Origin of the sequence: Rhodococcus sp. 06-156-4 (assembly GCF_002259345.1) — a bacterium.
Taxonomy (GTDB): Bacteria; Actinomycetota; Actinomycetes; order Mycobacteriales; family Mycobacteriaceae; genus Rhodococcoides; species Rhodococcoides fascians_E.
Window position 1 is genome coordinate 145019 of sequence record NZ_NPGB01000025.1, and the last position, 24769, is coordinate 169787.

At 60.3% G+C, this 24769-nt stretch carries 21 protein-coding genes and 2 pseudogenes; 17 read left to right on the forward strand and 6 right to left on the reverse strand.

Annotation, left to right across the window (positions count from 1 at the left end; all coding sequences use genetic code 11):
- Positions 1-202: 202 nt before the first annotated feature.
- Positions 203-859 (forward strand): hypothetical protein, encoded by a 657-nt coding sequence (locus CH290_RS16475; RefSeq protein WP_033187871.1) that lies wholly within the window; start codon positions 203-205, stop codon positions 857-859.
- A gap of 153 nt (positions 860-1012) precedes the next feature.
- Here CH290_RS16475 and CH290_RS16480 read toward each other — a convergent pair whose 3' ends face one another.
- The gene (locus tag CH290_RS16480) at positions 1013-1774 is read right to left on the reverse strand and encodes a GntR family transcriptional regulator (RefSeq protein ID WP_141216211.1); all 762 of its coding nucleotides are present in this window, start codon (positions 1772-1774) and stop codon (positions 1013-1015) included.
- A 230-nt stretch (positions 1775-2004) separates the two neighbouring features.
- On the opposite strand from CH290_RS16480, the gene CH290_RS16485 reads away from it, so the two are divergent.
- From CH290_RS16485 to CH290_RS16515, 7 genes are all read left to right on the forward strand, one after another.
- Complete coding sequence (locus tag CH290_RS16485) at positions 2005-2769, forward strand: inositol monophosphatase family protein (RefSeq protein WP_033187872.1); 765 nt, start codon at positions 2005-2007, stop codon at positions 2767-2769.
- A 5-nt stretch (positions 2770-2774) separates the two neighbouring features.
- Positions 2775-3053, forward strand: a complete 279-nt coding sequence (locus tag CH290_RS16490) for a hypothetical protein (RefSeq protein WP_052060045.1) — start codon at positions 2775-2777, stop codon at positions 3051-3053.
- Position 3054: 1 nt separating this feature from the next.
- On the forward strand, positions 3055-4617 hold the full coding sequence (locus CH290_RS16495) for a sodium:solute symporter family protein (protein WP_033187873.1): 1563 nt from the start codon (positions 3055-3057) through the stop codon (positions 4615-4617).
- A gap of 26 nt (positions 4618-4643) precedes the next feature.
- Positions 4644-5876 carry a M20 family metallo-hydrolase gene (locus CH290_RS16500; RefSeq protein WP_230620831.1) on the forward strand — a complete coding sequence of 411 codons (1233 nt, stop codon included), beginning with the start codon at positions 4644-4646 and terminating at the stop codon, positions 5874-5876.
- A 91-nt stretch (positions 5877-5967) separates the two neighbouring features.
- Entirely contained in the window at positions 5968-7392 is a 1425-nt protein-coding gene (locus CH290_RS16505) for an amidase (RefSeq protein WP_033187875.1), read from the forward strand.
- Complete coding sequence (locus CH290_RS16510) at positions 7392-8327, forward strand: phosphotransferase family protein (protein WP_033187876.1); 936 nt, start codon at positions 7392-7394, stop codon at positions 8325-8327. Before CH290_RS16505 ends, CH290_RS16510 begins: the two co-directional genes overlap by 1 nt.
- Positions 8328-8334: 7 nt before the next feature.
- Entirely contained in the window at positions 8335-9279 is a 945-nt protein-coding gene (locus CH290_RS16515; RefSeq protein ID WP_033188008.1) for a choline/ethanolamine kinase family protein, read from the forward strand.
- Between the two features lie 513 nt (positions 9280-9792).
- Here the strand turns inward: CH290_RS16515 and CH290_RS16520 are convergent.
- Positions 9793-10425: a DUF4352 domain-containing protein gene (locus tag CH290_RS16520; protein WP_230620832.1), complete on the reverse strand. Its 633-nt coding sequence runs from the start codon at positions 10423-10425 to the stop codon at positions 9793-9795.
- Positions 10426-10535: 110 nt separating this feature from the next.
- On the opposite strand from CH290_RS16520, the gene CH290_RS16525 reads away from it, so the two are divergent.
- The 6 genes and pseudogenes from CH290_RS16525 (at position 10536) to istB (CH290_RS16545) (ending at position 16759) form a co-directional block, all read left to right on the forward strand.
- Entirely contained in the window at positions 10536-10790 is a 255-nt protein-coding gene (locus CH290_RS16525; RefSeq protein WP_033187877.1) for a hypothetical protein, read from the forward strand.
- A 507-nt stretch (positions 10791-11297) separates the two neighbouring features.
- Complete coding sequence (locus CH290_RS16530; RefSeq protein ID WP_141216212.1) at positions 11298-11576, forward strand: hypothetical protein; 279 nt, start codon at positions 11298-11300, stop codon at positions 11574-11576.
- 449 nt (positions 11577-12025) lie between these two features.
- Positions 12026-13177 (forward strand): DUF262 domain-containing protein, encoded by a 1152-nt coding sequence (locus CH290_RS16535; RefSeq protein WP_170947609.1) that lies wholly within the window; start codon positions 12026-12028, stop codon positions 13175-13177.
- 100 nt (positions 13178-13277) lie between these two features.
- A complete protein-coding gene (locus CH290_RS29970) occupies positions 13278-13856 on the forward strand; it encodes a HEPN domain-containing protein (RefSeq protein ID WP_141216213.1) in 579 nt (192 codons plus the stop codon).
- A gap of 601 nt (positions 13857-14457) precedes the next feature.
- A pseudogene (istA, locus tag CH290_RS16540) lies at positions 14458-15956 on the forward strand (IS21 family transposase).
- Positions 15953-16759, forward strand: a complete 807-nt coding sequence (gene istB / locus CH290_RS16545) for an IS21-like element helper ATPase IstB (RefSeq protein ID WP_052082948.1) — start codon at positions 15953-15955, stop codon at positions 16757-16759. The pseudogene istA and the gene istB (CH290_RS16545) overlap by 4 nt, the downstream one beginning before the upstream one ends.
- A gap of 785 nt (positions 16760-17544) precedes the next feature.
- On the opposite strand, the gene CH290_RS30295 is transcribed toward istB (CH290_RS16545), so the two are convergent.
- Entirely contained in the window at positions 17545-17892 is a 348-nt protein-coding gene (locus CH290_RS30295) for a phospholipase D-like domain-containing protein (RefSeq protein ID WP_170947653.1), read from the reverse strand.
- A gap of 202 nt (positions 17893-18094) precedes the next feature.
- On the opposite strand from CH290_RS30295, the pseudogene CH290_RS31150 reads away from it, so the two are divergent.
- Positions 18095-19725: pseudogene (locus CH290_RS31150) on the forward strand (IS21/IS408/IS1162 family transposase).
- Positions 19722-20525: an IS21-like element helper ATPase IstB gene (istB, locus tag CH290_RS16565; protein WP_033187880.1), complete on the forward strand. Its 804-nt coding sequence runs from the start codon at positions 19722-19724 to the stop codon at positions 20523-20525. The pseudogene CH290_RS31150 and the gene istB (CH290_RS16565) overlap by 4 nt, the downstream one beginning before the upstream one ends.
- Here istB (CH290_RS16565) and CH290_RS31155 read toward each other — a convergent pair.
- Positions 20406-20885, reverse strand: a complete 480-nt coding sequence (locus CH290_RS31155; protein ID WP_141216221.1) for a DDE-type integrase/transposase/recombinase — start codon at positions 20883-20885, stop codon at positions 20406-20408. The two genes, istB (CH290_RS16565) and CH290_RS31155, sit on opposite strands and share 120 nt — an antisense overlap.
- A gap of 44 nt (positions 20886-20929) precedes the next feature.
- On the opposite strand from CH290_RS31155, the gene CH290_RS29975 reads away from it, so the two are divergent.
- Positions 20930-21133: a hypothetical protein gene (locus tag CH290_RS29975; protein WP_141216214.1), complete on the forward strand. Its 204-nt coding sequence runs from the start codon at positions 20930-20932 to the stop codon at positions 21131-21133.
- Positions 21134-21850: 717 nt separating this feature from the next.
- On the opposite strand, the gene CH290_RS16580 is transcribed toward CH290_RS29975, so the two are convergent.
- Together CH290_RS16580 and CH290_RS16585 are read right to left on the reverse strand one after the other, a co-directional pair.
- Entirely contained in the window at positions 21851-22699 is an 849-nt protein-coding gene (locus CH290_RS16580) for an HNH endonuclease (RefSeq protein WP_033187881.1), read from the reverse strand.
- Positions 22696-24711: an AAA family ATPase gene (locus CH290_RS16585; protein ID WP_170947610.1), complete on the reverse strand. Its 2016-nt coding sequence runs from the start codon at positions 24709-24711 to the stop codon at positions 22696-22698. The genes CH290_RS16580 and CH290_RS16585 overlap by 4 nt, the downstream gene beginning before the upstream one ends.
- Between the last annotated feature and the right edge of the window lie 58 nt (positions 24712-24769).

Below are 24769 nucleotides of genomic sequence, written 5' to 3' on the forward strand. Positions count from 1 at the left end.
CCGTGCAGACGTCTTCGTTCCCAACGTTCCGCACGGGCGAGTCGAGGTCCAGAGGGTAGCGACCGACATCCCGTCGCGCACGAGATCGTACCCAAATACACTGTGGTTGCTGCGTCAAGCGTTTGCGGGGAGTAGCCGAAACACGCGTGCATGTTTCAGCGAACCATGCGTTCAAGTACGGATAAGTAGCCACAACGCAAAGGTGAATCACCAAGGGCTGATTCAATCGAAACCGATCATCGCCGAGCCCTGGCTCACTAAGCAAGATCTGAAGGGTTTGCGGGTCAAGGCGACGAATACAGTGCTGGCTCCGGACGACGCGGCAAACCGCGGGACGTTCTCGGGTGGCAGCAAAACGCCGCAGACCGATTATCACTACTTCAAAACTCGGCCGATGGAGCTGGACCAGTTTCTGCTAGAGGTATGGTCGGGTCGACGGAGGTGGTACAAAAAGGGTGAAGCCCACCACCGCTTCGCGGGATGGGCGTTGGTCGCTGACGTCGAGCTCTTCCACGAATGGCGTGAAATACAGCGGAAGATTAACTCGTTTGTAGCAGCAGACCAACTTGCCCAGCCACTCGAGTATCCCACCGAAAGCCCTGTGGCCCCGGAAGCCGTCGACCCTGCATCAGATCTTTGTTCCGAACCAGGCAGCATGACGACACACAGCGTTGGGAACCTCGAAATGATGATGTGTGATTCCGATAAAGAGCCGGACGCCCGGAAGCTGGACAAAGCCAGGTTTCCACCCGACGAACGACTATCGAATGTCGTCCCACGCAGCACGGTACCGATGTTTGAAGCCAGTCGACATCAGCCCGAGCGCTGGTGGCAACGCTTGTTCCGGCGCACAAACTGATGCCCGTATCGCTTTGTTGACGCCCAGTCTCGGCCCACGGTCGCCGCTGCGTCCCAAGTTCCCTCCGCCACCGACATACCTATGGTCCGGGGCCTCGCTTCCCTGTCTGTGGGTTGCGAACAGGTTGCACTTGTTCACGCCACTCGACCGGCCCTACGTCAGCGAAGCGCTCACCAACGACGAGGTGCGCACGTTCAACCTCGTCCGATCGGCCCGGAACAGATCCACCGAGTATTCGACGGGCCGTTCCTGCTGGTCGTATCCGATGCGTTCGAGCTTGAGGATCGGCGTGCCCTCCGGTTGCCGGAGCAACGCACCGACCGGCGCGGTGACGGTCGCCAGCTCGATCGACTCGTCCGCCATGCAGACCGATATTCCGAGCAACGTTCGTAGTGCTTCGTAGACGGAGTTCAGCGGCGTCTCCAGCACCCGCCCGCAGATGCTTCCGCTGAGATACATCTGCTCCAGCGACAACGTGTCTCCGTCGGCAAACCTCAAGCGCAACAACGACACAACCGGACCGTCGCCGAGGACTCGCGCCGCATCCGCCGAAGGACTCATCATCCGCGCCGAGATCACCTTCGTGCCGTCGCGAAATCCTTGCTCGTGCAACATCTGCGGCACACCCTTGACGGTGTTGAGGCTCCGCAACAGTCGCCGACTCTGACATACCGACAGTGCGCTCTCAGGCGAGGGCGAACCCGGCGAGACGGCGGTCAGGTACGCACCGCCGGCACGGCCCTTCATGCGGCGGATCACGCCATCGCGTTCGAGCATGTCCATGGCCTTACGCACGGTCGTCCGTGAGGTACCCAGCCGCTCCGCCAGCTCACGCTCGGGTGGTAGCCGGGGCACCGAGCGCTGCTCGAGCTCCTCCACCAATCGAAGTAGGGCTGCATGGGTGTGCTCCATCATCAGCACTGGTCCACCTCCTGACGTGTTGTCATTGCAATCTAAACGATCCAGAGGCCTGCAAACCACCTTCCACCTGCTGATTTACGCACGATTAACACCGCTGGTGTCCTATGTCATTCCGCCCAGCCGACGCGTTACATGCAGTTCACACTTCGCGAACAAAACCAGAAATGGTCTACGCCCATCGTTCTACCTGTCAGAGAAATCCACTTATCGAAAGGTGCACCACTGTGGAAGATTCCCGGTCGGCCCGCGCCGCACTCGGCGTGGAGCTCGCCCGCTCGGCGGGTGAGATCGCCCGCCGCTGGTTCGATACGTCGGCCCTCGCGGTCGAGTCGAAACAGGACGGTTCCCCTGTTACGCAGGCGGATCGCGAGATCGAGCAGTACATCAGGACTCAGGTCACCGAGCACTACCCGGACGACAGTTTCCTCGGCGAGGAGTTCGGCGAAACCACCGGAATCTCACAGTACCGCTGGATTGTCGACCCGATCGACGGCACCAAGTCCTTCGTGCACGGAGTTCCGCTGTATGCCAACCTGATCGCCCTCGAAGAAGACGGCACCATCGTCGCGGGCGTCATCAACCTTCCCAGCGCCGATGTGCTGATGCACGCCGAACGCGGCAAGGGATGCTGGAAAAACGGCAAACAAGTTCACGTTTCGGACAAAACGGAACTCGACGGCGCGTATGTCATGGCTACCTGGCTCGAGGACTGGCATCCCGATTCCATCGTCGACCTCCAGTCCGCAGGAGCCGTCATCCGAACCTGGGGCGACGCCTACGGCTACATGATGGTCGCGAGCGGCCAAGCCGAAGCGATCGTCGACTACACCACGCAGGCATACGATCTCGCCCCCATGCCGGTCATCATCGAAGAGGCCGGCGGCATGTTCACCTCGCTCGACGGAGCGCGAGACTTCAACGGTGGCAACGGCATCGCCTCCAACGGCGCCGTGCACGACTCGGTTCTCAAAATAGTCAACCAAGGATGACGCACATGAAAGAGTACATTCGCGGCCTGAGCCGGAAGAGCATCATGACGTTCTTCGGCAGCATCTACGCTCTCGCTCTGCTCTTCGCGCTGTTCCCACCGCTCTACATGTGGGGCAGCGGCATTCGCTTCGAGATCCTCGGCATTCCGTTCGCCATCATGTACTGGCTGATCAACGGAGTCGTTCTCGGCCTGACCCTCTGGGGCCTCTACATCGTCGAGGACATCCGTGGCGAACTCGACGAGGACCTCCTCCCCGCTACCGCACCCCTCACTGGAGAATGACATGTTGATCATGCTGGGAATGCTGGCGGTCTTCTACGCCATCGTCATCTTCATCCTCTACACCACACAGCAGAAGACGAGCCCCACATTCGACGAGTACTCCGTCGGCGGCCGCTCCTACGGCCCCTGGTACGTCGCGATGAGCTACGTCAACTCGTGGTGGCCCGGATCGGTGTTCATCGCGTTCTTCGGACTCGCCAGCGGCGCAGGAGTGTTCGGCCTCTACGGCCTCGCGTACTCCAGCCTCGGCGTCGCGATGATGTATTTCATGGCCACCCGCGCCTGGCGTTGGGGAGCGAAGTACAACCTCCGCTCACAGCCCGACCTGCTCGGCCTTCGCTTCAACTCGCGCGGCACCAAGATCGTCGCCAGCGTCATCGGAATCGTCTCGCTGTTCCCGTGGGTCGTCCTCGGCATGCAGGCACTCGGCGAGGTCTTCCAGGTCGCCAGCGCCGGAGCATGGTCCGTCACCACATGCCTGTTCGTCGGACTCGCCGTCATCGTCATCCGCCAGTTCTGGACCGTCAAGATGGGCATGCGCGGCCTGATCATGACCGACATGTTCCAGGGCATCGTCGCTTACGTCTTCTCTGCAGCGCTCTGCCTGATCCTGCTTTCCGGTCTCGCCGGCGGCCCCATCAGCTTCTCCACCCTCGGAGATGTCGCCGACGAATACCTCAAGGTCCCCGGTGACGGCGACGCGTACGGCCCGTTCTACCTCTTCGCCCTCATCTTCACCGGCGTCGTCGGATCGCTCTGCTGGCCGACGAGCTTCCAGCGCATCTACACCGCGTCGAGCGTGCGGGCCGTCAAATCCGGCACCATCCGTACCGTCCTGATCTCCGGGGTCTTCTACTCCCTGCTGATGCTCGTCGGTATCGCCAGCACGGTCATGCCCGACGTCGTGGCATCGCCTCAGACCGGCTGGTTCACCATCGCGGAAAGCTACGGCGGAACGTGGCTGCTCGGACTCGCCGCCACCATGGTGTTCGCCGCATCCATGGGCCACATCGACGGCAGCGTCCAGGTCTGCGGCCTGCAGATCGCCAACGACCTCGTCAACTCCGACAAGCGCAAGCTCACCGACAGCCAACTCACCAAGGTCGCGAAGATCAGCATGCTCGGCTTCATGGCCGCTGCAGCCGTCGTCGCCTACGCCACGTTCAACATGACGCGTCTGCAGCTCCTCGCCCAGATCTCGTACCAGGGCGTCGTGCAGCTCGCCATCCCTCTGTTCCTCGGTGTCTTCTGGCGCGGCGGCAACGGCAAGGGCGCGGTCACCGGCATGGTCTCCGGCTTCACCGTCGCCCTCGTGCTCACCGCGATCTTCCCCGACGACATCGTCGGCCTCGGCAGCCTCACCGGCGGCGTCATCGGCATGGCCGTCAACCTGGCGGTCTTCCTCATCGTCTCCAAGGTCACCGGCACCACGGCCGAGGAGAAGGCCCGCGTCGACGCCATGTTCGAGGTCAGCAAGCGTCCCACCCGCACCGCTCCCGCAGATCTGTCCTTCGAGGCCCAGATCGACGAGATGGCCGCCACCCCTGCTCCGGAAAAGATCTAATGGGTTTTCTCGACGATTTTGCGACGATGTCCTCGTTCGGCGCCACTGCAGCTGGCGGCGTCGACCGGGAGGCAGCGACCGCGGACGACGGTCGAACCAGGCGGTTCCTCGCCGACTGGTTCGACCGGCACGGCCTCACCACCACCGTCGACGCCATCGGAAACATGTACGGCAGCGCCGAATTCGTAGCCGGTGCTCCCTACGTTCTGGTCGGCTCGCATCTCGACAGCCAGCCGACCGCGGGTAAGTACGACGGTGCCTACGGTGTCCTCGCCGCTGCCCACGCCGTGCATCACCTGAAGGAACACGTCGAACGAGGTTCGCTGACGCCGCAGTTCAACCTCGCTGCCGTCAACTGGTTCAACGAAGAAGGCTCCCGCTTTTCCCCTTCCCTCATGGGAAGCGGGGTCTTCATCGGTAAGTTCGACGCCGACGACATCCTCAAGGTCACCGACCGCGCCGGCATCAGCGTTCGAGATGCTCTGTCCGATATCGGCTTCCACGGAACCGACACAGAACCCGAAGCTGTCTCCTATGCCGAGATCCACATCGAGCAAGGCCCGATCCTCGAACAAGAGGGCACGACGATAGGCATCGTGACCGCCAACTGGGCAGCGCGGAAGTACTCGATCACCGTGCACGGCGAGCAGTCGCACACCGGCGCAACGCATATGGCGCTGCGGCACGACGCGTTGGTCGGCGCAAGTCGCGTCGTCCTCGCCGCCAGGGAGCTAACAAACAAGTTCGACGACGGACTGCTGCTCGCGTCGGTCGGGCAGTTCGACGTGGAACCCAACTCCCCCATCGTCGTGCCGTCGAAGGTCACCATGGCCGTCGACCTCCGGTCCTCGGATCCGGACGTGCTCGCACAGGCCCACGAGATGCTGCTTGCTGCGATCGCCGAGGTGACCGAGGTCAACGTCAACATCGATACTTCGTCGCTGCGCCCGTCGACGAGTTACCAGCTCGAAGGCGTCGAACTCGCCGAGGAGGCCGCGAAGGACCTCGGCCTGTCTTATCGCCGGATGCTCACGATGGCCGGGCACGACTCGGTCAACCTCAAGGACATCGTCCCGACGGTCATGCTCTTCGTCCCCAGCGTCGACGGCATCTCGCACAGCGAGAAGGAACTGACGCGCGACGAGGACCTGCTCGCCGGCGTCAAGATGCTCACCGAAACCGTCGCGCGCATGGTCCGGGGCGATATCGGCGCAGCTCATCCTGCAGAGTTCGCTAACGCCAGCCACACTTCGTCGTAAGAAAGAAGGCGCACATGATCGACTTGCCCGCTACGACTGCCGTCCTCACCGGCAGCTCGCGAGTCGACGCGCTCGGTTCGAAAGGCCTTCGATGAATCCTCTCCTCACCAAGTCCGTCGCCGAGATTCGCGACGCGTTCGCCTCCGGCGACACCACGCCCCTCGATGTGCTCGATGCGACGCTCGAGCACATCGAGGTCACCAATCCGGTGATCAATGCGATTGCGTACGTGGACGAATCGGGTGCGCGGGCCGCGGCGCAGGCCGCGACGGAGCGCCTTCGCGCGGGCCAGGCTCTCGGTGGTCTCGACGGCATTCCGGTGACCATCAAGGACTCGGTACACGCGATCGGAATGCCGTGGCGTCACGGTGTCGCCGCCAACGCCGATCTGAAGATGTCGACGACGGACGCTCCCCCGGCTGCACGGATCAAGGAGGCTGGCGCGGTCATCGTGGGCAAGACGACGATGCCCGACATGGGCATGATGGCCGCCGGCGTCAGTTCGCTGTACGGGATCACGCGTAACCCGTGGGATCTGAGCCGCAATACCGGTGGGTCGAGCTCGGGTGCGGGAGCGAGTTTGGCGTCGGGCATCGGTTTCGGTTCTGTCGGTTCGGATATCGCCGGGTCGGTTCGCCTGCCCGCCGGCCATTGCGGGTTGGTGGCGCTCAAGCCGACGCAGGGACGCATTCCGCATGTGGCGCCGTCGACGATGCGGTCGGCCGGGCCGATGGCCCGCAGCGTCGACGATCTGATCGATCTGTATCGCGTCATCTCCCGGCCGGACCCGCGAGACACGTGGAGCCTGCCGTCCGAGGACACCGACGATATTCATGCGCCACTGTTACCTGCGGGGCTCAAGATCGGCGTCATGCTCGACATGGGCTACGGGCACAGTGTCAGCGAACCCGTCGCTGCGGTGGTGCGGAACGCTGCCGCGCAGCTGAGTGCCGCCGGAGCGGTTGTCACCGAGATGCCGCCGGTGTTCACCTACGATCCCTATCCGGCACTCGATCGCCTGTTCCAGGTGCGTGCGCGGACGGAGTGGGAGTCCATTCCGGAGGCGCGTCGGTTCGAGGTCCTCCCCGCCGTGGCGGAATGGGCGTACGGGGGCGCGCACTATTCAGCCGCTGACTTCTCGCGGGACACCGACTCGGTGATGCGGTCGCAAGAGTTCGTGCGGGCGAGGACAAGTGAGTTCGACTTCGTGATCAGTCCCGTGATTCCGACGGTTGGGTTCGGCGCCGAGGAAGTCGGCCTCGATCCGCTGCAACCGCTGGGGCACTGCAGCTTCACCGCGTGGTTCAACCAGACCGCGCAACCCGCCTCGGCATTGTGCTTCGGCTTCAGCACACCGTTCGGCACCAACGCGGGCATGCCCATCGGCATTCAGGTCGTCGGGCCGCGCTTCGCGGACCAGGCCGTCCTCAGATTGACGAAATGGCTCGAAACTCAGCGTGAGATCGCCATGGACTGGCCGGTCGACGTGGCGGCAGACAAGATCGGAGCAGCCTGATGACTGTACGAAATCTATTGAGCGACATCGGCGTCTGGACCACCGGCGACGTCGTGTTGGACGCTGGACCCACCATGGCGAGCCCAAGCTGGTGGGGCGCTGATTCCGAGCGTTACACCGGCAGAGCCGACATCGCCGACAGCGCCGTGGGCTCCGCCGCGTTCGTCAAGGTCATGAAGACGCAGGCACGTGACTACGTCGACTTCGCAGCGACGTTCGCTGCCGCTACTGCTGCTGGTGACGCCGGCATCGGCCCGAAGATCTTCATCTCGGACGCCGACTCCGGTGTGTTGGTGATGGAGGACTTCACCGGTGTCTCGTCGACCGCCACCCTGGATCTGTTCGACGATGACGCGAACGTCGAGAGACTGGTGGTGCTGCGCAAGTCCGTGCACAGGCTGACCGGGGTGACGCGTCGGGCATCGGTGTTCGACGACCTCGCTGTGATGCAAGAGTTGATCGCGAAGGTCGGCGGCGCGTTGCCGGCCGACTTCGAGTGGATGCTTCGCACCCTTGCCCCTGCGCAGGCTCGCATCGAGTCCGCCGGTTTCGACGCGGTCCCCTGCCACGGTGACGGCAACGTCTCCAACATCCTGATGCTCGACGACGGCACCATGCGCCTCGTCGACTGGGATGTCGCGGCGCTGATGGATCCATTGCAGGACATCGGCGCATTGATGGCCGAGATTCGGCCGCTCGACTCGGATGCGCGTGAGGTGTTCGAGATGGCGTGGGGATCGTTCGACAGTGCGCTATTCGATCGGGCGCGGATCTACGGGATTGCGGACTCGCTGCGGTGGGCTCTGATCGGATTGTATTGCGATGCAGTCAAGCCCGGAACGCACGAGTATTCGAAGTTCTCCGATTGGCAGTTCCTGCGGGCGCGCGCTGGTTTGCGTGATCCGCATTTCGACGACCGTGTACGGAACATCTGAGGTGACCATGAACGAAATAGCTGTCGGATCTGCCCGCACCGAACCCGAGCGTCAGGTCGAAAAAGCTCTCGCTGCCGTCACCGAGTGGGAGGGGCTGAACGTCACCTACTCCCCCGTGACCGGCGGACTGATGAACAGCAACTGGCGCATTACCGTCGAAGGCAAACCCAAGCGCTACTTCATGAAGCTCCCCGGTGTTGGGACCGACTCGTTCATCGACCGATCGCTCGCCAACGAAGCAGCTCGACGGGCTGGCGCTTTGGAGATCGGGCCGGAGGTGGTGCTGTTCGATCCGACCACCGGGGTCGAGGTGATCGAGTTCTTGGAGGGCTACCGGGCGTGCACGAACGGGGATCTGAAGCGTCCGGAGATTCCGCTGGGGATGATCGATGTGTATCGGACGCTGCATTCGGGCAGCAAACTGAGCGTCACGAAGACGATCTTCGACATGATCGACGAGCACCTCGACCAAGTTGCCGAGCTGGATGTGCGGTTGCCGCGTGATGCCGAGGTGATTCTGACCGAGTATCGGCAGGCCAAGTCTGCAATGCTGGCGTCCGGCCTGGATCTGGTTGCGTGCCATAATGACCCGATGCCCGGCAACATCCTCATCGGTGACGGGTTACCGATGAAACTGGTGGACTACGAGTTCGCGTCGAACAACGATCGGGCTTACGAGCTCGCGGTGTTGGTGACCGAGATGTTCTACGGCGAGCAGCAGGTCATGGAGTTGATCGAGGAGTTCTTCGGTAAAGCGGAATGGTCCATGGTGTCCCGGGTGCAGGTGTGCAGTTTCTTGGCCGACGTGAAGTGGGGCCTGTGGGGGTGTGTGAACCACAAGCTCAGCGGGGCGTGGGACTTCGACTACCACAAATACGGGTCGTGGAAACTCGCGCGGGCGAGGATCAAAATGGCGGACCCGAGATGGGCATACTGGGTGCAGAGTTTGTAAAGAAACCCACTGCAAACGAAGATAGAGCCCCCTCCGCACCTCCCCATACGGCTGGTGGAACTGGTCCGTTGGGCGGGTGTAGTCGGCAGTCAACCGTTGCTACCTTCACGCTCGTGACTACCAAGGAAGTTAGTCCGACGGAGTCCGTCTCCCTCGCCGATGTTGCCCCGCCCGTGGCAGATCCCGCGCTAATCGGAGTACCGACGTTCCTCGCCGGCTCCGGCAAGCCAGCCCAGCTCCGACCTCGATGACGAGCCGGCCGATCGCGTCGTACAACGCGGTGCTCCCGCGGCTCGAACACGAGCGGACCGACGTCGTCGGTAGGCGTGTTGCCGTAGACCAGCTCGTCCGGTCGCCGAACTGCGCAAGCGTGACCGTCGGCCGGGCGAGCAGTGCGGCGCCGAGGAGAGCTCCGGGTTGATCATTACTTTCTCCCGGAGGACGCGAACGACACTGCATTGAGTGGAACAAATCCGGAGCTACCGATGGCTGACGGCCTCAATCACCGGAGAACTACCGTCGTGCCGCCCCGAGAACGCTGAATCGTGCAGCTTGATCTCGGCAGGCACCGTCCCGACGGGGACGTCGAAACACGACGGTCGTGTCCATCGCGTTGCCCGGGTTGATCTGTTCGTAGCCGATGCCCTCGTCGAGGTAGGCGGTCGCGACGCTGTCGACCGAGTACTGCTTGCCGTCAGCATCGAGCAACTTTTGCGAGGACGCGTCCAAGCTCTGCGCTCGATCGCCAATGCTGCGCAAGGAAATCGTCACCTCGGGGAACTCGCCCTGAGCGGTCTGTGTCAGATGCTCCGAGCCGACCGTCGCAACGGGTGGTGCAACCGCGGTGACGACGAACTCGAACTTGCCGTCGCGCAACGGGACTTCGATCCCCGGCCGAGCCGGGTCGGCCGAAGCTGCAGGAGCTGTAGGAGCTGCAGGAGCCGCGGCATCCGACGCCGAGGACCCGGCCGGCGCAGAGGCCGTCTGGTTGTCCGAAGAACCACCACCGACTAGCCGGATGACCACACCCAGCACAACGATCGCCAGAATGACGGTCAAGATCTTGCGCCGGGCAAACCAACTCCTCTTATGGTCGGGAGCGGGCGGAGCGTACGGCGACCGGGGGTTCGGGTTGTTAGTGGTCATGACGGAATTCCTTTCATTCGGAAATGCACCAACACCACCGCCGTCGGCCCTGTCCGCGCCTCGGCAGATCGGACGGTGCACTTCGTCCTTTCGGTCGCATACAGACGGCGATGCGGGCCCATCGGGCGATCCACGATGTCGGTACTCGGCCGTACGCTCCTGTTTGTGAGTACGCACTGGGCCGCGTCATCACCCGACCCAATACACGCGATGCGTGGAGCCTGCCATACGAGGACACCGCCGACATCCACACCCGTCTCGCCCCTGCCGAACTGCGCGTCGGCGTCATGCTCGACATGAGCTACGAACAAACATTTCCGACGGACTGCGTGTGGTCCGTTCTGCAGCAACCCAACTGCGCGTAGCGGGTGCCGTGGTCACCGAGATGCCCACGATCTTCACCGAGGATCCGTACCCGGCTCTCGATCGACTGTTCCAGGTGCGAGCATGGACGGAGTGGGCGTCCATTCCGGACGAGCGACGAACTCGAGTCCTGCCTGCCGTTGCCGACTGGGCGGCTCCGGCCGCGGACTATTCTTCGGCGCAGGTCGGAGCCGGGGCCGTCGGGCTCAATGCCGCACAACCATTTGGGGGCTTCTTGGCGTGTTCAGCCAGACCGCGCAGTCGACGTCGGCGTTGTGCTTCGAATTTAACGAGCACATGCCGGTCGGGATTCAGGTTGCGGGGCCGCGGTTCGCCGATCAGGCCGTCCTGCGTTTGACGAAGTGGCTCGAAAGTGCACGTGAGGTCGACATGAGCTGGCCGACGGATGTAGTGGCTCAGAAGATCGGAGCACTGGATGACCGTACGAAACACACCGAGCGGGTTGGGTGTGGCCCGCCGCCGACCTTGGGTTGGATCCGGTTATCACGATGGCGAGCCCGAGCTGGTGGGGCGCCCATTTAGAGCGGTACTCGGCGCTACCGGACGTGCCCGACGTTGCGGCCGGATCCGTTGCGTCCGTGCAGGTCATGGAACCACAGGCCAGCAACCTCGTGGCGCTGCGGACGTCCGTGCACGGGTTGCGCAGGATCACGCCTCGGGCATCGGTATTCGACGACCTGGCGGATGTGTGCGGGCTAGTAGAGAAGGTGGGCGGCGCGTTGCCGACCGACTTCGCGCGGATGCTGAGCATTCTCGCGCCTGCGTAGGCGCGGATCGACGCCACCGGCTTCGACGTGGTCCCGTACCACGGCGACGGCAAGGCCCCAACGTCCTGACGCTCGACGACGGCACGATGCGCCTCGTCGACTGGGACTCGGCAGCATTAATAACTCCGTTGCAGGACATCGGAGCATTGCTGGCGGAAATCCGCCGGTTCGACTGCGACGAAAGGCGAAGTCTTCGATATGGCGTGGGGATCGTTCGACAGTGCGTCCTTCGACCGGGCCCGAATCTACGGCGTCGCGGACTCGTTGCGGTGGGCGCTGATTAGACTCTTCGCGGACGCCGTCAAGCCCGACACCACCAGTATTCGAAGTTCTCCGACTGATATGCCTGCACGCTAAGAGCGCACCGTGGGGCGGCCCGACTTCAGAGACCGGTGCGTGTCGTCCGTCGGTGTGGTGACAATGGCGCGCGCAAGAGATACATTTTGTCTGTGAGCACTTACGACGATGACCCGCTGTCGAGCGAGATCGACGAATCCGATTTGGCGACTGATGTGCAACTTGATTCCTCGGTAACGTGGGGGACAGATTGGACCGTCGACACACTGATTGGCCAACTGCAACGAGGTAGATTCGACCTGGAGCCGGCATTTCAGCGAAGAGACGTTTGGACGGATGTGCGCCGCTCCAGATTTATTGAAAGCCTTCTGCTGGGTATACCAGTGCCTCAAATCATCCTTGCGGAACACAAAAGCGCGCGCGGCAAATTCATCGTACTTGACGGTAAACAACGCTTGAGGAGCCTGCAGCGCTTTGCGGGACTAGACGGTCCAGCAATGAAGTTGAAAGGATTGGAGGTTCTGCGGAATTTAAACGGTTTCACATTCAAGCAAATTCAAGAGCGCCCAGAATTCGAAGGTCACGCAGCAGCCCTCGAAAATCAAGTCGTCCGGGCCGTGGTGTTACGCGACTGGACCAACGAGGCACTGTTGTACCTCACTTTTCTACGCCTGAATTCCAACGTAACTGGACTCTCCCCTCAAGAGCTGAGGCGAGCGCTACACCCTGGACCATTTATGGACTTCGCGATGGGTTACTCCGCCGAGAGCAGCGGTATCCGGTTATTTCTTAAACTGAAGCGCCCGGACTTTCGGATGCGTGATGCTGAAATATTGATTCGTCACGTAGGTCTCACACTGAGAATCGACGAGTACGCCGGAAATCTCAGACTATTCCTGGACGAAACCTGCGCCTACGCGAATAACTCTTGGGCTAGCCTACACACTGATGTCGAAAAAGCCGCAGATGGTCTTGATGCGGCAATACTTGCTACGCACGAGATCTTCTCGAATAACGCCTTTAAACGCTACTCCAATCGTGGCTACGAAACCCGCCGCAATCGGGCTGTGTTGGACATAATGTCTTATTATCTCCAGCACGATGACGTTCGTGAGGTTTGCGTACGTGACGCTGCCGCAGTGCGTTTGAGTTTTGAAAAGCTTTGTCGTGAAAACGAAGAGTTTTCGATTTCACTGACCGCGACTACGAAATCCGTTGGTGCGGTTACGACTCGACTCAAGTGCTGGGGGGAAGCCCTCGCTGAAATTTCTCCATCCGCGAATAGATACATCTACAATGCGTAGACGCAGCATACTATGCGGGCAACTCGCTGGCGATCTCACATCATTATGCAATAATTTTCGTTCTCCGCGCCGTGCGGTTCCGCGGGATCGCGATTTGCTGATGGGGGAAATGCTGTTGATTTCGTCTCATGCGGTCTTCGAAGCATATTTCGAGGAGCTCGCCCGAAAGGTCCTACAAGCCGCTTTGTGGAAATACAAATCATCAGGGAAAATGAATGCAGTAATCCAGTCACTGATTGATCTTGACTACCGCGCACAGGTTGCTAGTTTACCAAGAGCTCAATTCCAGTTTAGAAGTGTGGATGAGCAAATCAAGTCCGCAGCTGATAGATATCGGAAAACGATCGACCATAATCAAGGTATCAAACGATCAAACCTCTACAGCCTGTTTCTTCCGCTCGGTTTCGCCGAGTCTGATTTTGACAACGTATGGCTAAGTGCCATGGATGCATTTGGTTCGAATCGGGGGGACGCTGCGCACGGAAGGGCAGTCAATCCACGAGGCGAGATATTGATAGATCTACCAGCCGCGAACCCTCCAATGCAGATATCAGTGCTGAATCGACAAGACGGGCGAGCCCGTGCTCGCTATGCGCCGTGGGACGTTGAAGACCAAATCAACCTTTTAGCGTCAGAAGCCTACAGGTGGGACCTTAGATGTTTGGCTTTACTACGTTGACAAGACTGCATACGCATACTCGTCTTTAGTTTTATGTATGCCGCGACAGCGGAGAGCATAACAGTTTAGCCGATACAATTATCACCGCCACGGGGGCCGAACGCCGTCACTCTAGGGTCTTCAGAAGCGCTCGTTTTATCGGCGCCGAATGCGGCGGCAATTTGGTGAGCACGATACTGACTGCAAACTTGAGACAGGGCGGACGCCAGGAAGCAAGCCTGCCGTGTAAGGGTTCGGACCATGTTCGAGTCGACGTAACCGGGACATGTCTGACAGTCCACCAAGTTAGTTGATATTGATTCGGTGCCCTCACCTCATTCGTCCCAGTCCGGTTCCGCACTCACCGCCCGCACCGCCCGCATCGCCGTCGAGGTGCGTTAAGGTGCCGTTATAGAGGTCCGCGACGGTGCACCGATCGTCGACGTCGCCGACCGACCCGGGGTGTGCCCGGCAAACCGTTGTGTCCGTGGCCATGAAAAAGTACCCACTGGTGGCCAACTAAAAGTCCCCACCCCGTGTTCGTCGTGTCGACCAGGAACTTCTGGCCCGAGCGGTGACGGTGAAGGTGCCAACCACACACCGCACTACCCGGGGAGTTCCATTGAAGTCTGCGAGGGACCGTATGGACATCATTTCCACCTACAACCAAGTCGGGTCGTACCGAGCAGCCGCCGAGCTGTGCGGCACCACCCACAAGACCGTCAAACGCACAGTCGAACGATTCGAAGCCGAACAAGCAGGCCAGACGCCTACCGCTCGTGTCGAACGTGAACACAACTACGACGCGGTCGCCGAGCTGGTCACCGAACGCGTCGAAAAGTCCCAGGGCCGGATCTCCGCGAAACGGATCCTGCCGATCGCGCGCACCGCCGGCTACGACGGATCGGACCGCAACTTTCGGCGCCTGGTCGCCGACGAGAAAGCGAAGTGGCGAGCCGAGCACCACCGCGGCCGCCGACCCGCCGTGTGGGCACCGGGTGACTACCTGGTCATCGACTGGGCCACCGTCGGCGGTCTGCATCTGTTCTGCGCTGTCATGGCCTACTCCCGCTGGCGATTCGTAGCCTTCGCCACCAACGAGAAAGCAACCACCACAATGGCTTTGATCGCCGAAGCGCTCGCCGCGGTCGGCGGTGTCCCGGCGAAAGTTCTCACCGACCGCATGGCATGCCTCAAAGGCGGTGTCGTCGCGAACGTCGTCATCCCGACCCCCGAGTATGTTCGGTTCGCACCGGACTTCTGCCACGCCAACGACCCGCAATCGAAAGGTGTCGTCGAAAACCTCGTCGGCTACGCCCAACGCGACCTCGCCGTCCCGCTGCTGACCGAAGCAGCCGTTGCCGGCACCATCGTCGATGTCCACGCTGCGAACGCGGCCGCGAAGAGCTGGTGCGCAGAAGTCAACGCCCGAACCCACTCGGAAACCTGCGCCATCCCCGACGAACAACTCAGCTCGGAGCGAGACTGCTGTCTGCGCTGCCGTCGCTCCGCCTGCAGATCGGGCCACCGCCGGTCACCCGCAAGGTCGACCGCCTCTCGTGTGTTCGGTTCGCCTCGGCCCGCTACTCGGTGCCGATGACGTTCATCGGCCGCGCCGTGACGCTCACACAGGTCGACGGCCGGCTCGTGATCGTCGACCCCACCAGCGGCGAGGTTCTCGCCGAGGATGATCTCGCGCAGCCAGGCACGGCATCGGTCCTTGATGAACATTACGACGGCGCCCGGCCCGCCCTGAACCGAGGCCCACGTCCGAGAACGACTGTCGAACAACAATTCTGCACACTCGGAACAAGTGCAGAACAATTCCTGGTCGGTGCCGCGGCAATCGGCAACACCCGGTTGTCTTCCGAGCTCGAGGTGCTTCTTGCGCTCGGCGCCGCGCACGGTCATGAGGCGTTGGTCGGGGCGTTGACCCGCGCCGTGGCGTTTCGGCGGTTCAAAGCTGCCGATGTGCGCTCGATCCTCGCCGCCGGAGCCGGGACACCGCAACCCCGCCCTGCCGGGGATGCGCTGATCTTGGATCTGCCGACCGCCCCGACTCGGTCGTTGGATGCCTACGCCGTCGGTCGACCGTCCGGTGGTCAGCAGGTGCCGTCATGACCGAAACCAAGTTGGTTGCAGACAGGCCGAAGTCTGCTGCACCACAACACGTTCCCAAGCTCGCTGCCGACCTCGACGCGGGATTGCGGCGGCTCAAACTCGCGGCGATCCGCAGGACCGCACCGGAAGTGCTGTTCACCGCCAAGACCCAACGTTGGACACCGGAAGAGGTGTTGCAGACGTTTGTCGAGTCCGAGCTTACAGCCCGAGATGCGTCGAACATCGTCAACCGGCTCAAAGCAGCGGCGTTCCCGGTGACGAAGACGCTGGAACCGTTCGACGTCGCCGCATCCTCGATCCAACCGAAAGTCTTCGACTACCTCTCCAGTCTGGATTGGGTGAGGACGCAATCGAATCTAGCGATCATCGGGCCCGCCGGGACAGGGAAGTCGCACACCCTGATCGGTCTCGGAGTCGCCGCGATCCACGCCGGTCACAAGGTCCGCTACTTCACCGCCCCCGACCTCGTCGAAACGTTATATCGCGGTCTGGCTGACAACACCGTCGGCAAGATCATCGAATCACTGTTGCGGGTCGATCTGATCATTGTCGACGAGATGGGCTTCGCCCCGCTCGACGACGCCGGAACGCAGCTACTGTTCCGGCTCGTCGCCGGCGCCTACGAACGACGGTCGTTGGCAATCGCCTCGCACTGGCCGTTCGAGCAGTGGGGTCGGTTCCTGCCCGAGCACACCACCGCAGCATCGATCCTCGACCGACTGCTGCATCACGCCACCATCGTCGTCACCGACGGCGAGTCCTACCGCATGAAAGACGCACAACACCGAAAGGACCGCACCTGACCAACCGGAAACATCAACACGGGGTGGGGACTTTTACTTGGCCACCAGTGGGGACTTCATCTTGGCCATTGACAGGACATCTCCCGTGACGTCGACAACTAGAAGCTCGTCGCCTGAATCGATGAGCTTTCGTAGTCCATCACGAACTTCTGACGTCGATAGAGCGGTCTTGACGAGCGAGGTTAAGACCCACGAGCACCGAGTTCGGAGCTCGGACAACAGCGCTCGGGTTTCGTCGGTCTCCAGAAATTCTGCGAGGTAGCTGTCGAACACCACGTGGCGTCGGGTGCGAGCTCGTACTGCTCAATCGTCCACCGCGCCAATATGCCGAGGGCAACGTCCGGGCGACGATCGGCGTAACTCCCGCCGGACCGGTGCAGCTCACGGCACACCTGGCTGCTCAGCACGGCGCGTTCGAGAAGATGATGGATGAGCTGGCCGCGTCGGGGTCCGATGAGTCGATCGACCGCACAGGCGCGGGTCTCCTTGCATGCGCTCGAGAGATGGAGCACCACCTTATCGCCCCAGCAGGTATCGAGATTCGTCCTCGCGTCGACCGATATACCAATCCGGCCGATAACGGACCCTTATGTCAGGTCCAGACAGGCGGCGCGGGGGCCAAATGTGCGTTCGATGTTCGTACGGTTTCGACGTCGCTCGTCGTACTCGGCATGTACGAAAATCGAGGTGGCCAGGCGATGCAAAAGACCAGGCTACTGGGTCCTATCGGTTTGAGGACAGGTGAATTGCCGCTTCTCGGCAGTGGGAATCCCAGAGCCGGTGGCTCATCGTGCATCGCGGAAGACCTGCCGTTGCAAAAGCTGATCGACGTGTCCGGCGAGACGGCGGGGTATGTCTCCTCCCCGCACAAGCAATCCTGTCTCGATATTGTCGCCTGCTGCGCGCCGAGTGATGTTGGCGCTGGTGATCAGCGCGGTAGATCGATCGATGACAACCACCTTCGCGTGCAGGGCCGCCCCGGATGCGGGTCGCTGGTCCGCCGGCCAGCGCAACCGGTTGACTACGAGACCGGACAGGGCGGTAGCTGGTGCGCCCGAGAAGTTGTGATTGTCGCCGGGGTCCTCGGCCAGGACGGTCAATCGCGCTCTCTGCCAATGCATTATCGTAGGCATCCCCGACACTTCCGATGGAAGCCGCGATACCCTCGTGTCGTCTGCGATGAGCATGGGACCAGTTTGATCTGATTTTGCCAGGGTGATGGGACCACCTGGATTGCCAGTTATGGGACCACCCGGCGCGCCGTGCCGGTGGTCCCGTCGTTTGCTCGTTCGATCGTCTGTGACAGCACGAAGCACGTCACGGAGGTCGGTGAGCATGGCTTTTCGGGAGATCAGTGTAAACGAAATCAGAGAGGTACTGCGATTGTGGCTCGGGACGGCGGCACTGCCGGCTCCTGGGTTGCGGAAGATCACCGAGCATGCCGGGGTGGACCGTAAGACTGTGCGCCGCTACGTAGAGGCCGCCCAGGCGGCTGACCTGAAGAAAACCGACAGCGTCGCTGCGGTGAACGACGACATGATCGCGGCAGTGGTCGACACTGTTCGCCCTGACCGCCCGCACGGCCACGGCGCGTCATGGGAGCAGCTCGTGCCCCATCAAGAGCAGATCAGCAAGTGGGTGGAAGGCGATGGTGAACAAAAGCCGCTCACTATCGCCAAAATCGAAGTGCTGCCTGCACGTAAGGGCTGTGTGGTGCCGTATCGGACGTTGCACCGGTTCGCCACCGAGAGGTGCGGATTCGGCCGCAAGAACCTGACGGTCCGTGTCGTCGACGGTGACCCGGGGATCGAATGCCAGGTCGACTTCCGATACCTGGGGATGCTCACCGACCCCGACGACGGGCGCGCCCGCAAGGTCCACGCCCTGATTTTCACCGCGGTCTACAGCCGGCACATGTTCGTGTGGTTGACGTACTCGCAGACATTGGTGGGCGGTGATTGCCGGCTGCGAGGTGGCGTGGAAGTTCTTCGGCGGAGTCTTCGCGGTTCTGTGTCCGGACAACCTCAAACCCGTTGTCAACGTGGCAGACCCGATCACTCCGCGATTCAGCGATGGTTGGCTCGACTACAGCAATCATGTCGGGTTCATCACCGATCCAGCGCGGGTCCGGTCGCCGAAGGACAAGCCGCGTGTGGAACGAACGGTGCAGTACGTGCGCGGGAACTTCTGGGCCGGGGAACGGTTCACCAGCCTCTCGCAAGCGCAGGAGGCGGTGGTTCGCTGATGCAGCAGCACTGCGGGTATGCGTATCCATGGCACGACCTGTGCACGGGCGCTGGATGTATTCGAGGACTCCGAACTGTCGGTACTGCTACCGGTGCCGGCGGTCTACGACGTGTCGATTTTCAAGGACGTCAAGGTCCACCGCGACTTCCATGCCGAAGTCGCACGCGCGTTGTATTCGCTGCCGCAGCAGTGGATGGGATCGAGCCTGTCGGTGCGCGCGGACACCGAACTGGTGAAGTTCTACGACCGCGGCACCCTGGCCAAGATCCACCCCCGTCAGCCTCCTGGTGGCCGCAGCACCGACCGCGCAGATCTCCCCGAACACAAGCCGACTACGCCTTGCGCGATGTCACCTCACTCATCGCGAAGTGCACCTCGACCGGACCGAACTTCGGTATCTACGCCGAACGGATACTCGACGACCCACTGCCGTGGACGAGGATCCGCAGCGTCTACCGCCTCCAAGGACTCGTCCGCCGCTACGGAGCCGAACGCGTTGATCAGGCATGCTCGCTCTCACTCGATCTCGACGTCGTCTCCGTCACCAAGATCGCCTCGATGTTGGGCGCGCCACCGAATCCACCGCGCCGGATCAACCGAAAGCGGTCGGACAATCTTCGACTCGATTCTCCCGCGACCCAGCCGAATTCCGTTCTACTGCAGTCACATCTCTTTCCGTCGTAGACGGCAGCACCGCAACTTCGGAGGCAAACTCATGAGCACCACTCGCACCGCAACCACGACCGAACCGGTCGGCACCGACCTCGTCCGACTACTCAAGGCCCTCAAACTCGGCGCGCTCGCCGACACCCTGCCCGAACGCGCAGCTCTGGCCCGCCAGCACAAGCTCAGCCACATCGGATTCCTCGAGGCACTCCTCGCCGACGAAGTGAACCGTCGCGACTCCCGTTCGGCGATGCTGCGGGCGACCAAGGCAGGGCTCGACCCGGCGATGGCGTTCGACTCATGGAACGCACTCGACGATTTACGCTACGACCGGACTTTGCTGGGCGATCTGACCTCACTGCGATTTCTCGATGCGCATCAGTCCGCGATCATCCTCGGGCCGGTCGGAGTCGGCAAGACTCACCTGGCAACAGCGTTGGGACACAAGGTAATCCGGAGACGACACAGTGTACTGTTCGCTCGATCGGACAAACTGTTCACCAGGATACGAGCGGCGCGACTCGACAACACCGTCGACGCCGAAATCCGGCGGCTGACCGCCATCGAAGTTCTGATCATCGACGACTTCGCGCTGCGCCCACTCGATGCCACCGAGACCAGCGACTTCTACGAACTGATAGTCGAGCGCCACCGCAAAAGAACCACGATCGTCACCTCGAACCGCGCGCCATCGGAGTGGCTGACCATGACCGCCGACACCCTCCTCGCGCAGTCAGCAATCGACCGACTGACCTCCGCCGCGCACACCCTCATCATCGAAGGACCGTCCTACCGCCAACGCACCCGCCTCGGGACAGTTGACGAAAACACCGACAACACGCATCCTCAATAACGCGCCACGGTGGTCTCTACCCTCTGGCAACCAGGTGGTCCCATCAACCTGGCAAGCGACACCTCGCACAAGCGTTTCCGCAAACGCGCTCGAAGTGTATTGACTGCCTGCATCGCTGTGGTGAATGACCCCTGAGACGACGCGGTATCCGCCGTGATCTCGTCGCCAGAGAGCCATCTTCAACGCTGCGGTGACCATAGTGGTGGCTTTGACTATCGAGGCGTGCCATCCGACGATGGCTCGGGAGAAGCAGTCGATGACGAACGCGACGTAGTCGAATCCAGCCCACGTTCTGGTGTACGTGAAGTCGGTGACCCATTTTCGATTCGGGGCGTCGGAAGTGAAATCACGGTCGAGCAGGTCAGGGCCCGTGTGGCGTTCTTGCCACCCTGGATCGTGGTGCGGTGTCGTCTCCCTCGAACGACGCCGGACATGCCGCCGTCGCCCATGAGGCGGTCAACCGTGCAGGCAGCAGCGCTATGGCCCTTCCTACGCAGGTGACGGTACATCTTGCGCCGACCGTCGAGCTCTTCCGGTTCGCCGACCGTGCCACGGAGAGCGTCGGTGAGGTACGCGTCGGAGATCGTGCGGGCGGACGGTGGTGCTGATTTCCAGTTGCAATACGTGCGTGGGGCGACCTGCACGCCGTGCTCGGTAAGCACTCGGCAGATCGACTCGATCCGGTAGTTCAGTGCACGCATCTGATCGATGAACTGGACTATCAGCGGCGGCGAGGGTCGAGCTCCCTCGCGAAGAAAATTGATGCCGACTTCAGAATCTCGTTGGCTTCCCTGAGATCTCGGTTCCCGCGTTCGAGTTCCTTGATGCGCTGTTGCTCCTCGGTCGTTGCTCCGGGGGGGTTGGTTGGCATCTATCTGGGCCTGGCGTGTTCTGAGCCGGAGTGACTCGGCGCCGACGCCCAGTTTCGGTCCGATCGCTTTGTATGCGCTGTAGACTGAGTTGTACTCGTGGAGGTCGTCGAGGACCGTCTTTACCGCTCGCTCACGTTGCTCGGCCGGGTAACGCTTCGACATGTGCTTCGTCCTTTACAAAGAACGAAGCGGCATCAAACCCAGGACGGTTCAAACCGAGGGTCGACCAATACGACGGGTACGTGCGAGCAACTTCTGGGCCGGAGAAACATCTACCGCCCTGGCCAGCGGAGAGCAGGCTGTACCTGGTTGGGCACCGAGACAGTAGGGATTTTGGTACAGGTAGGACGTGCGTGCGGCAGCGAGAGGTCTCCGGGGCCGAGTAATCGAAAGAAATATGGATTGCAGTTTTACAAACCGCCCGTATTGCGGTCTTAGAGCGTCGAAGAGACCTTACAATCCGAATGGATACCCCTGGGCAGACAAGATGCAATCGGTCCAGAAATCATCGCAGCGATCTAGTGCCTTAAGCAGCGGCACCTTCCAGTAGTCATGACCGTACCTCATCTCGAGAACAACGGCGCGCCTACTCAAGTCAATTGCTCCACGAGCGACTATAGCGGGTACACCTAAGTTATTCACTTCATCCACAATATTGTAGACCTCTTGTATAGCAAGTGCCTGATATCGACGTTCCAATTTCAAGGCTGTGAATGCATCCTGCAACTCGTCAAAGTAGTCGGCACTTTTGAGAATCCTGAACTTTATTGTTACCTCCGAATCTTGGATTCCAACTACACAGTCTAACCAGGGCAACTCCTCTACTAAATCTTGTGTCACGTACGGGTGTCCAAACCGAATTTTTGGACTGAAGATCCTATCGCGCTTGTTATTGTTACATTCAGAACAGACAGGGAGTAGGTTGAAATATAAAATTGAAAATTCAGGAAACCTAGACTTCGGGAGAAAGTGATCCACCGTGATAGCAGTAGCGGCCTCGCACATCCAGCATAATGCTAGGAACGCCGACTGAATCACATCCATTCTGATGCCATCGAGCGGTCGGCCAGAATCCATCAACCGGTAGTTTCCGATCAGCGCTCCTCCGTGGCGAGTCCCCGTCATCGCAGACTTTGAGCCCTTGGCCGACTCGGACGCAATCAGATGAAAATACCGCCAGTATTCGGAAAAGACTCGATCCCGTACTTCCAGCAGAAGCTCGGCTGATGCGGCCGATCGTCGCTTTATTGCAAGATCGTAATCCGATTTTGGATCCCTACCGAGAGTTTCGGGTTTCTTCATTGCGCCGGTCGATTCTGCGAACGCTGGATCGCTATAAAGAAAGCTCGGGCTTGATTACTCATACCGCGTCCAAAAAGCAAATCTGCGTCTTCCAAACTCATTTCGAGTGCCATCCTACGAAGAACTTGATGGTAGTCGGTGCCCGTGGCATCGAGGTGAAATACCGACGACACGATTCGACCCAGGTTTTCACCGAAAGATTCCTCAGGCAAACTCGATGAATAATGGCGGTCTCCGATTCGCTCCAGCACCCTAACCCCGCGTGCCGGTAGCTCTTGAATTATTACCGGGGAGTGTGTGGCGATTATGGCGTGTGAATCCCGATTTTCGAGAATATGCCCCAACACCCGCAACCACATTGCCAAAAGGGAGGGGTGCATGTGCGACTCGGGCTCGTCTACCAAGACCAAGGATGTGGGCTGCAGGTTGGCGACCAACAACACCAAGGAATGAAACACCGCTTTGTGCCCGGAGCTAGCCAGCGCGAAATCGTCAACTGAGACCCACTTTGAATCCGAAAGCGACGAGATCGAAGATCTAGCAATCGACGGCTCAGTTCGTAAAAGATCTGTGCATTGCGTTAGTAGCAATGACCGCTCGGTTGCAGCAATTATCTTGTCGAGACTCACTGCATACTCTTGAACCAACTCTTGATGGCCTTTCAGCTCCGGCTGAGGCGACCCATCTCGGACTTTTCTTATTCCGCAGTATGTATAGGTGTAAGTGTCAGACCCGAGGCTATACTCACCAGCTGAGGTTGAAGGATGCTCGAAATTGTCAAATGCACTGTATGAGACAGCAAATACTGAACTGTACCGATAGTTTTCGGATTCAAGCCGACCGTGCCCATCAGCCAACCTCAGCCGCTCGGACGTTTCTGTAGCAGCTAGAATCGCAAGGCTCGATAAGGTTCGCGACTTTCCTACCCCATTGTAACCGATAAGCGCGTTTATGCGACCCGGCAAGTACCCATCGGATAGAAAACTGAAGTTAATAGCCGTGTCATACTTACCACCACTATGCTTAATCGGCGGAATATAAGAGAAAGATCCAACAACCTCGTTTTTTGCTCCCGTCATTTTCCCGGCGCCGCTTTTAATTGCGATATTCTCCGCCGTGGCACTCCTCAGCAGGGAGTCATCGAAACCTGAGTGTGTCTGGACATGCCGCAATGCATCCTCGTCCAGTCGAGTGATATCCCGCATGGCCCTCAGATAGTCATGCTTCAAAGAGGCTGGGAGACCATCAAGTTGCAAGTAGTAGTCGAAATCTTGACCAATTGAATAATGCGTTTCAGGCAAAACAGATACGACACGCTTCGGCAACTCCGTAATGCCCTGCGTTTGCGACGTAGAGAGTATCTTTACATTCCCGAGGGTTCGGTAGTTTGCGGGAGAAAGATACAGTTTCGCGGCAAAGGTAGACCTGAAACCGTGGTCGTCCCATTGTTGATATTCCAGCATTGCCAACGGGTAGCTTAAATTGAGTTTTCGAGAGAGTTGAGTTGCCGTGGAGATAATTTGAAGCGCGTGTCCATCAAGTTGAAGCTGATCGCTAACTTCTAAAACTTGACGGTTCGGAGCAACTTTAGAGAGACTTGACCACGACGAGACCAGCTTAGCGATCGCAGGCTCCGCATTTCTTTTCGTGAAGAGAGCGAGGGTGGCGCTCCAATCGTTCGAATCCTTGCCGCTACGCTCGAGAACGAGAATCTCAGAGTCCGGCCGTTCTGCAGCGTGAAATTTTACAAGCGTCCGGATCGCACCCTCAGCATCTTTCGCATCCTGTGCACTGACCAGAACCACTAAGACTGTCGCAATTCGCGCCCGAGAGGATTGAGAAAGTCTCACCCTCACGTTTCCGGCCTTTGAAACATATGTTGTATATATTGCTGAAGGCTGTACGCCTAGTATGTTTGCAAACTTGTATTCCAATTTTGCGTACTTCTTGTTACTGGTGGCACTATGGTCAATCCGTTCCAGAAGCTGGCCGGCCCCATCCACCAAAGACACTCGGGGCGATCTCGACACACTATCGGGAGACATCACCACCCCTTTCGACTTGTATCGA

What these genes read in the sequence shown, in the direction of transcription:
- CH290_RS30295 (WP_170947653.1), bottom strand. Translation starts at nt 17,892, where the DNA reads ATGCCTACGATAATGCATTGGCAGAGAGCGCGATTGACCGTCCTGGCC.
- CH290_RS16500 (WP_230620831.1), top strand. Translation starts at nt 4,644, where the DNA reads ATGTCCTCGTTCGGCGCCACTGCAGCTGGCGGCGTCGACCGGGAGGCA.
- CH290_RS16495 (WP_033187873.1), top strand. Translation starts at nt 3,055, where the DNA reads ATGTTGATCATGCTGGGAATGCTGGCGGTCTTCTACGCCATCGTCATC.
- CH290_RS16505 (WP_033187875.1), top strand. Translation starts at nt 5,968, where the DNA reads ATGAATCCTCTCCTCACCAAGTCCGTCGCCGAGATTCGCGACGCGTTC.
- CH290_RS16530 (WP_141216212.1), top strand. Translation starts at nt 11,298, where the DNA reads ATGGCGAGCCCGAGCTGGTGGGGCGCCCATTTAGAGCGGTACTCGGCG.
- CH290_RS16520 (WP_230620832.1), bottom strand. Translation starts at nt 10,425, where the DNA reads ATGACCACTAACAACCCGAACCCCCGGTCGCCGTACGCTCCGCCCGCT.
- istB (WP_033187880.1), top strand. Translation starts at nt 19,722, where the DNA reads ATGAGCACCACTCGCACCGCAACCACGACCGAACCGGTCGGCACCGAC.
- CH290_RS16515 (WP_033188008.1), top strand. Translation starts at nt 8,335, where the DNA reads ATGAACGAAATAGCTGTCGGATCTGCCCGCACCGAACCCGAGCGTCAG.
- CH290_RS29970 (WP_141216213.1), top strand. Translation starts at nt 13,278, where the DNA reads ATGGGGGAAATGCTGTTGATTTCGTCTCATGCGGTCTTCGAAGCATAT.
- CH290_RS16480 (WP_141216211.1), bottom strand. Translation starts at nt 1,774, where the DNA reads ATGATGGAGCACACCCATGCAGCCCTACTTCGATTGGTGGAGGAGCTC.
- CH290_RS16490 (WP_052060045.1), top strand. Translation starts at nt 2,775, where the DNA reads ATGAAAGAGTACATTCGCGGCCTGAGCCGGAAGAGCATCATGACGTTC.
- CH290_RS16510 (WP_033187876.1), top strand. Translation starts at nt 7,392, where the DNA reads ATGACTGTACGAAATCTATTGAGCGACATCGGCGTCTGGACCACCGGC.
- istB (WP_052082948.1), top strand. Translation starts at nt 15,953, where the DNA reads ATGACCGAAACCAAGTTGGTTGCAGACAGGCCGAAGTCTGCTGCACCA.
- CH290_RS16525 (WP_033187877.1), top strand. Translation starts at nt 10,536, where the DNA reads ATGCGGGCCCATCGGGCGATCCACGATGTCGGTACTCGGCCGTACGCT.
- CH290_RS16580 (WP_033187881.1), bottom strand. Translation starts at nt 22,699, where the DNA reads ATGAAGAAACCCGAAACTCTCGGTAGGGATCCAAAATCGGATTACGAT.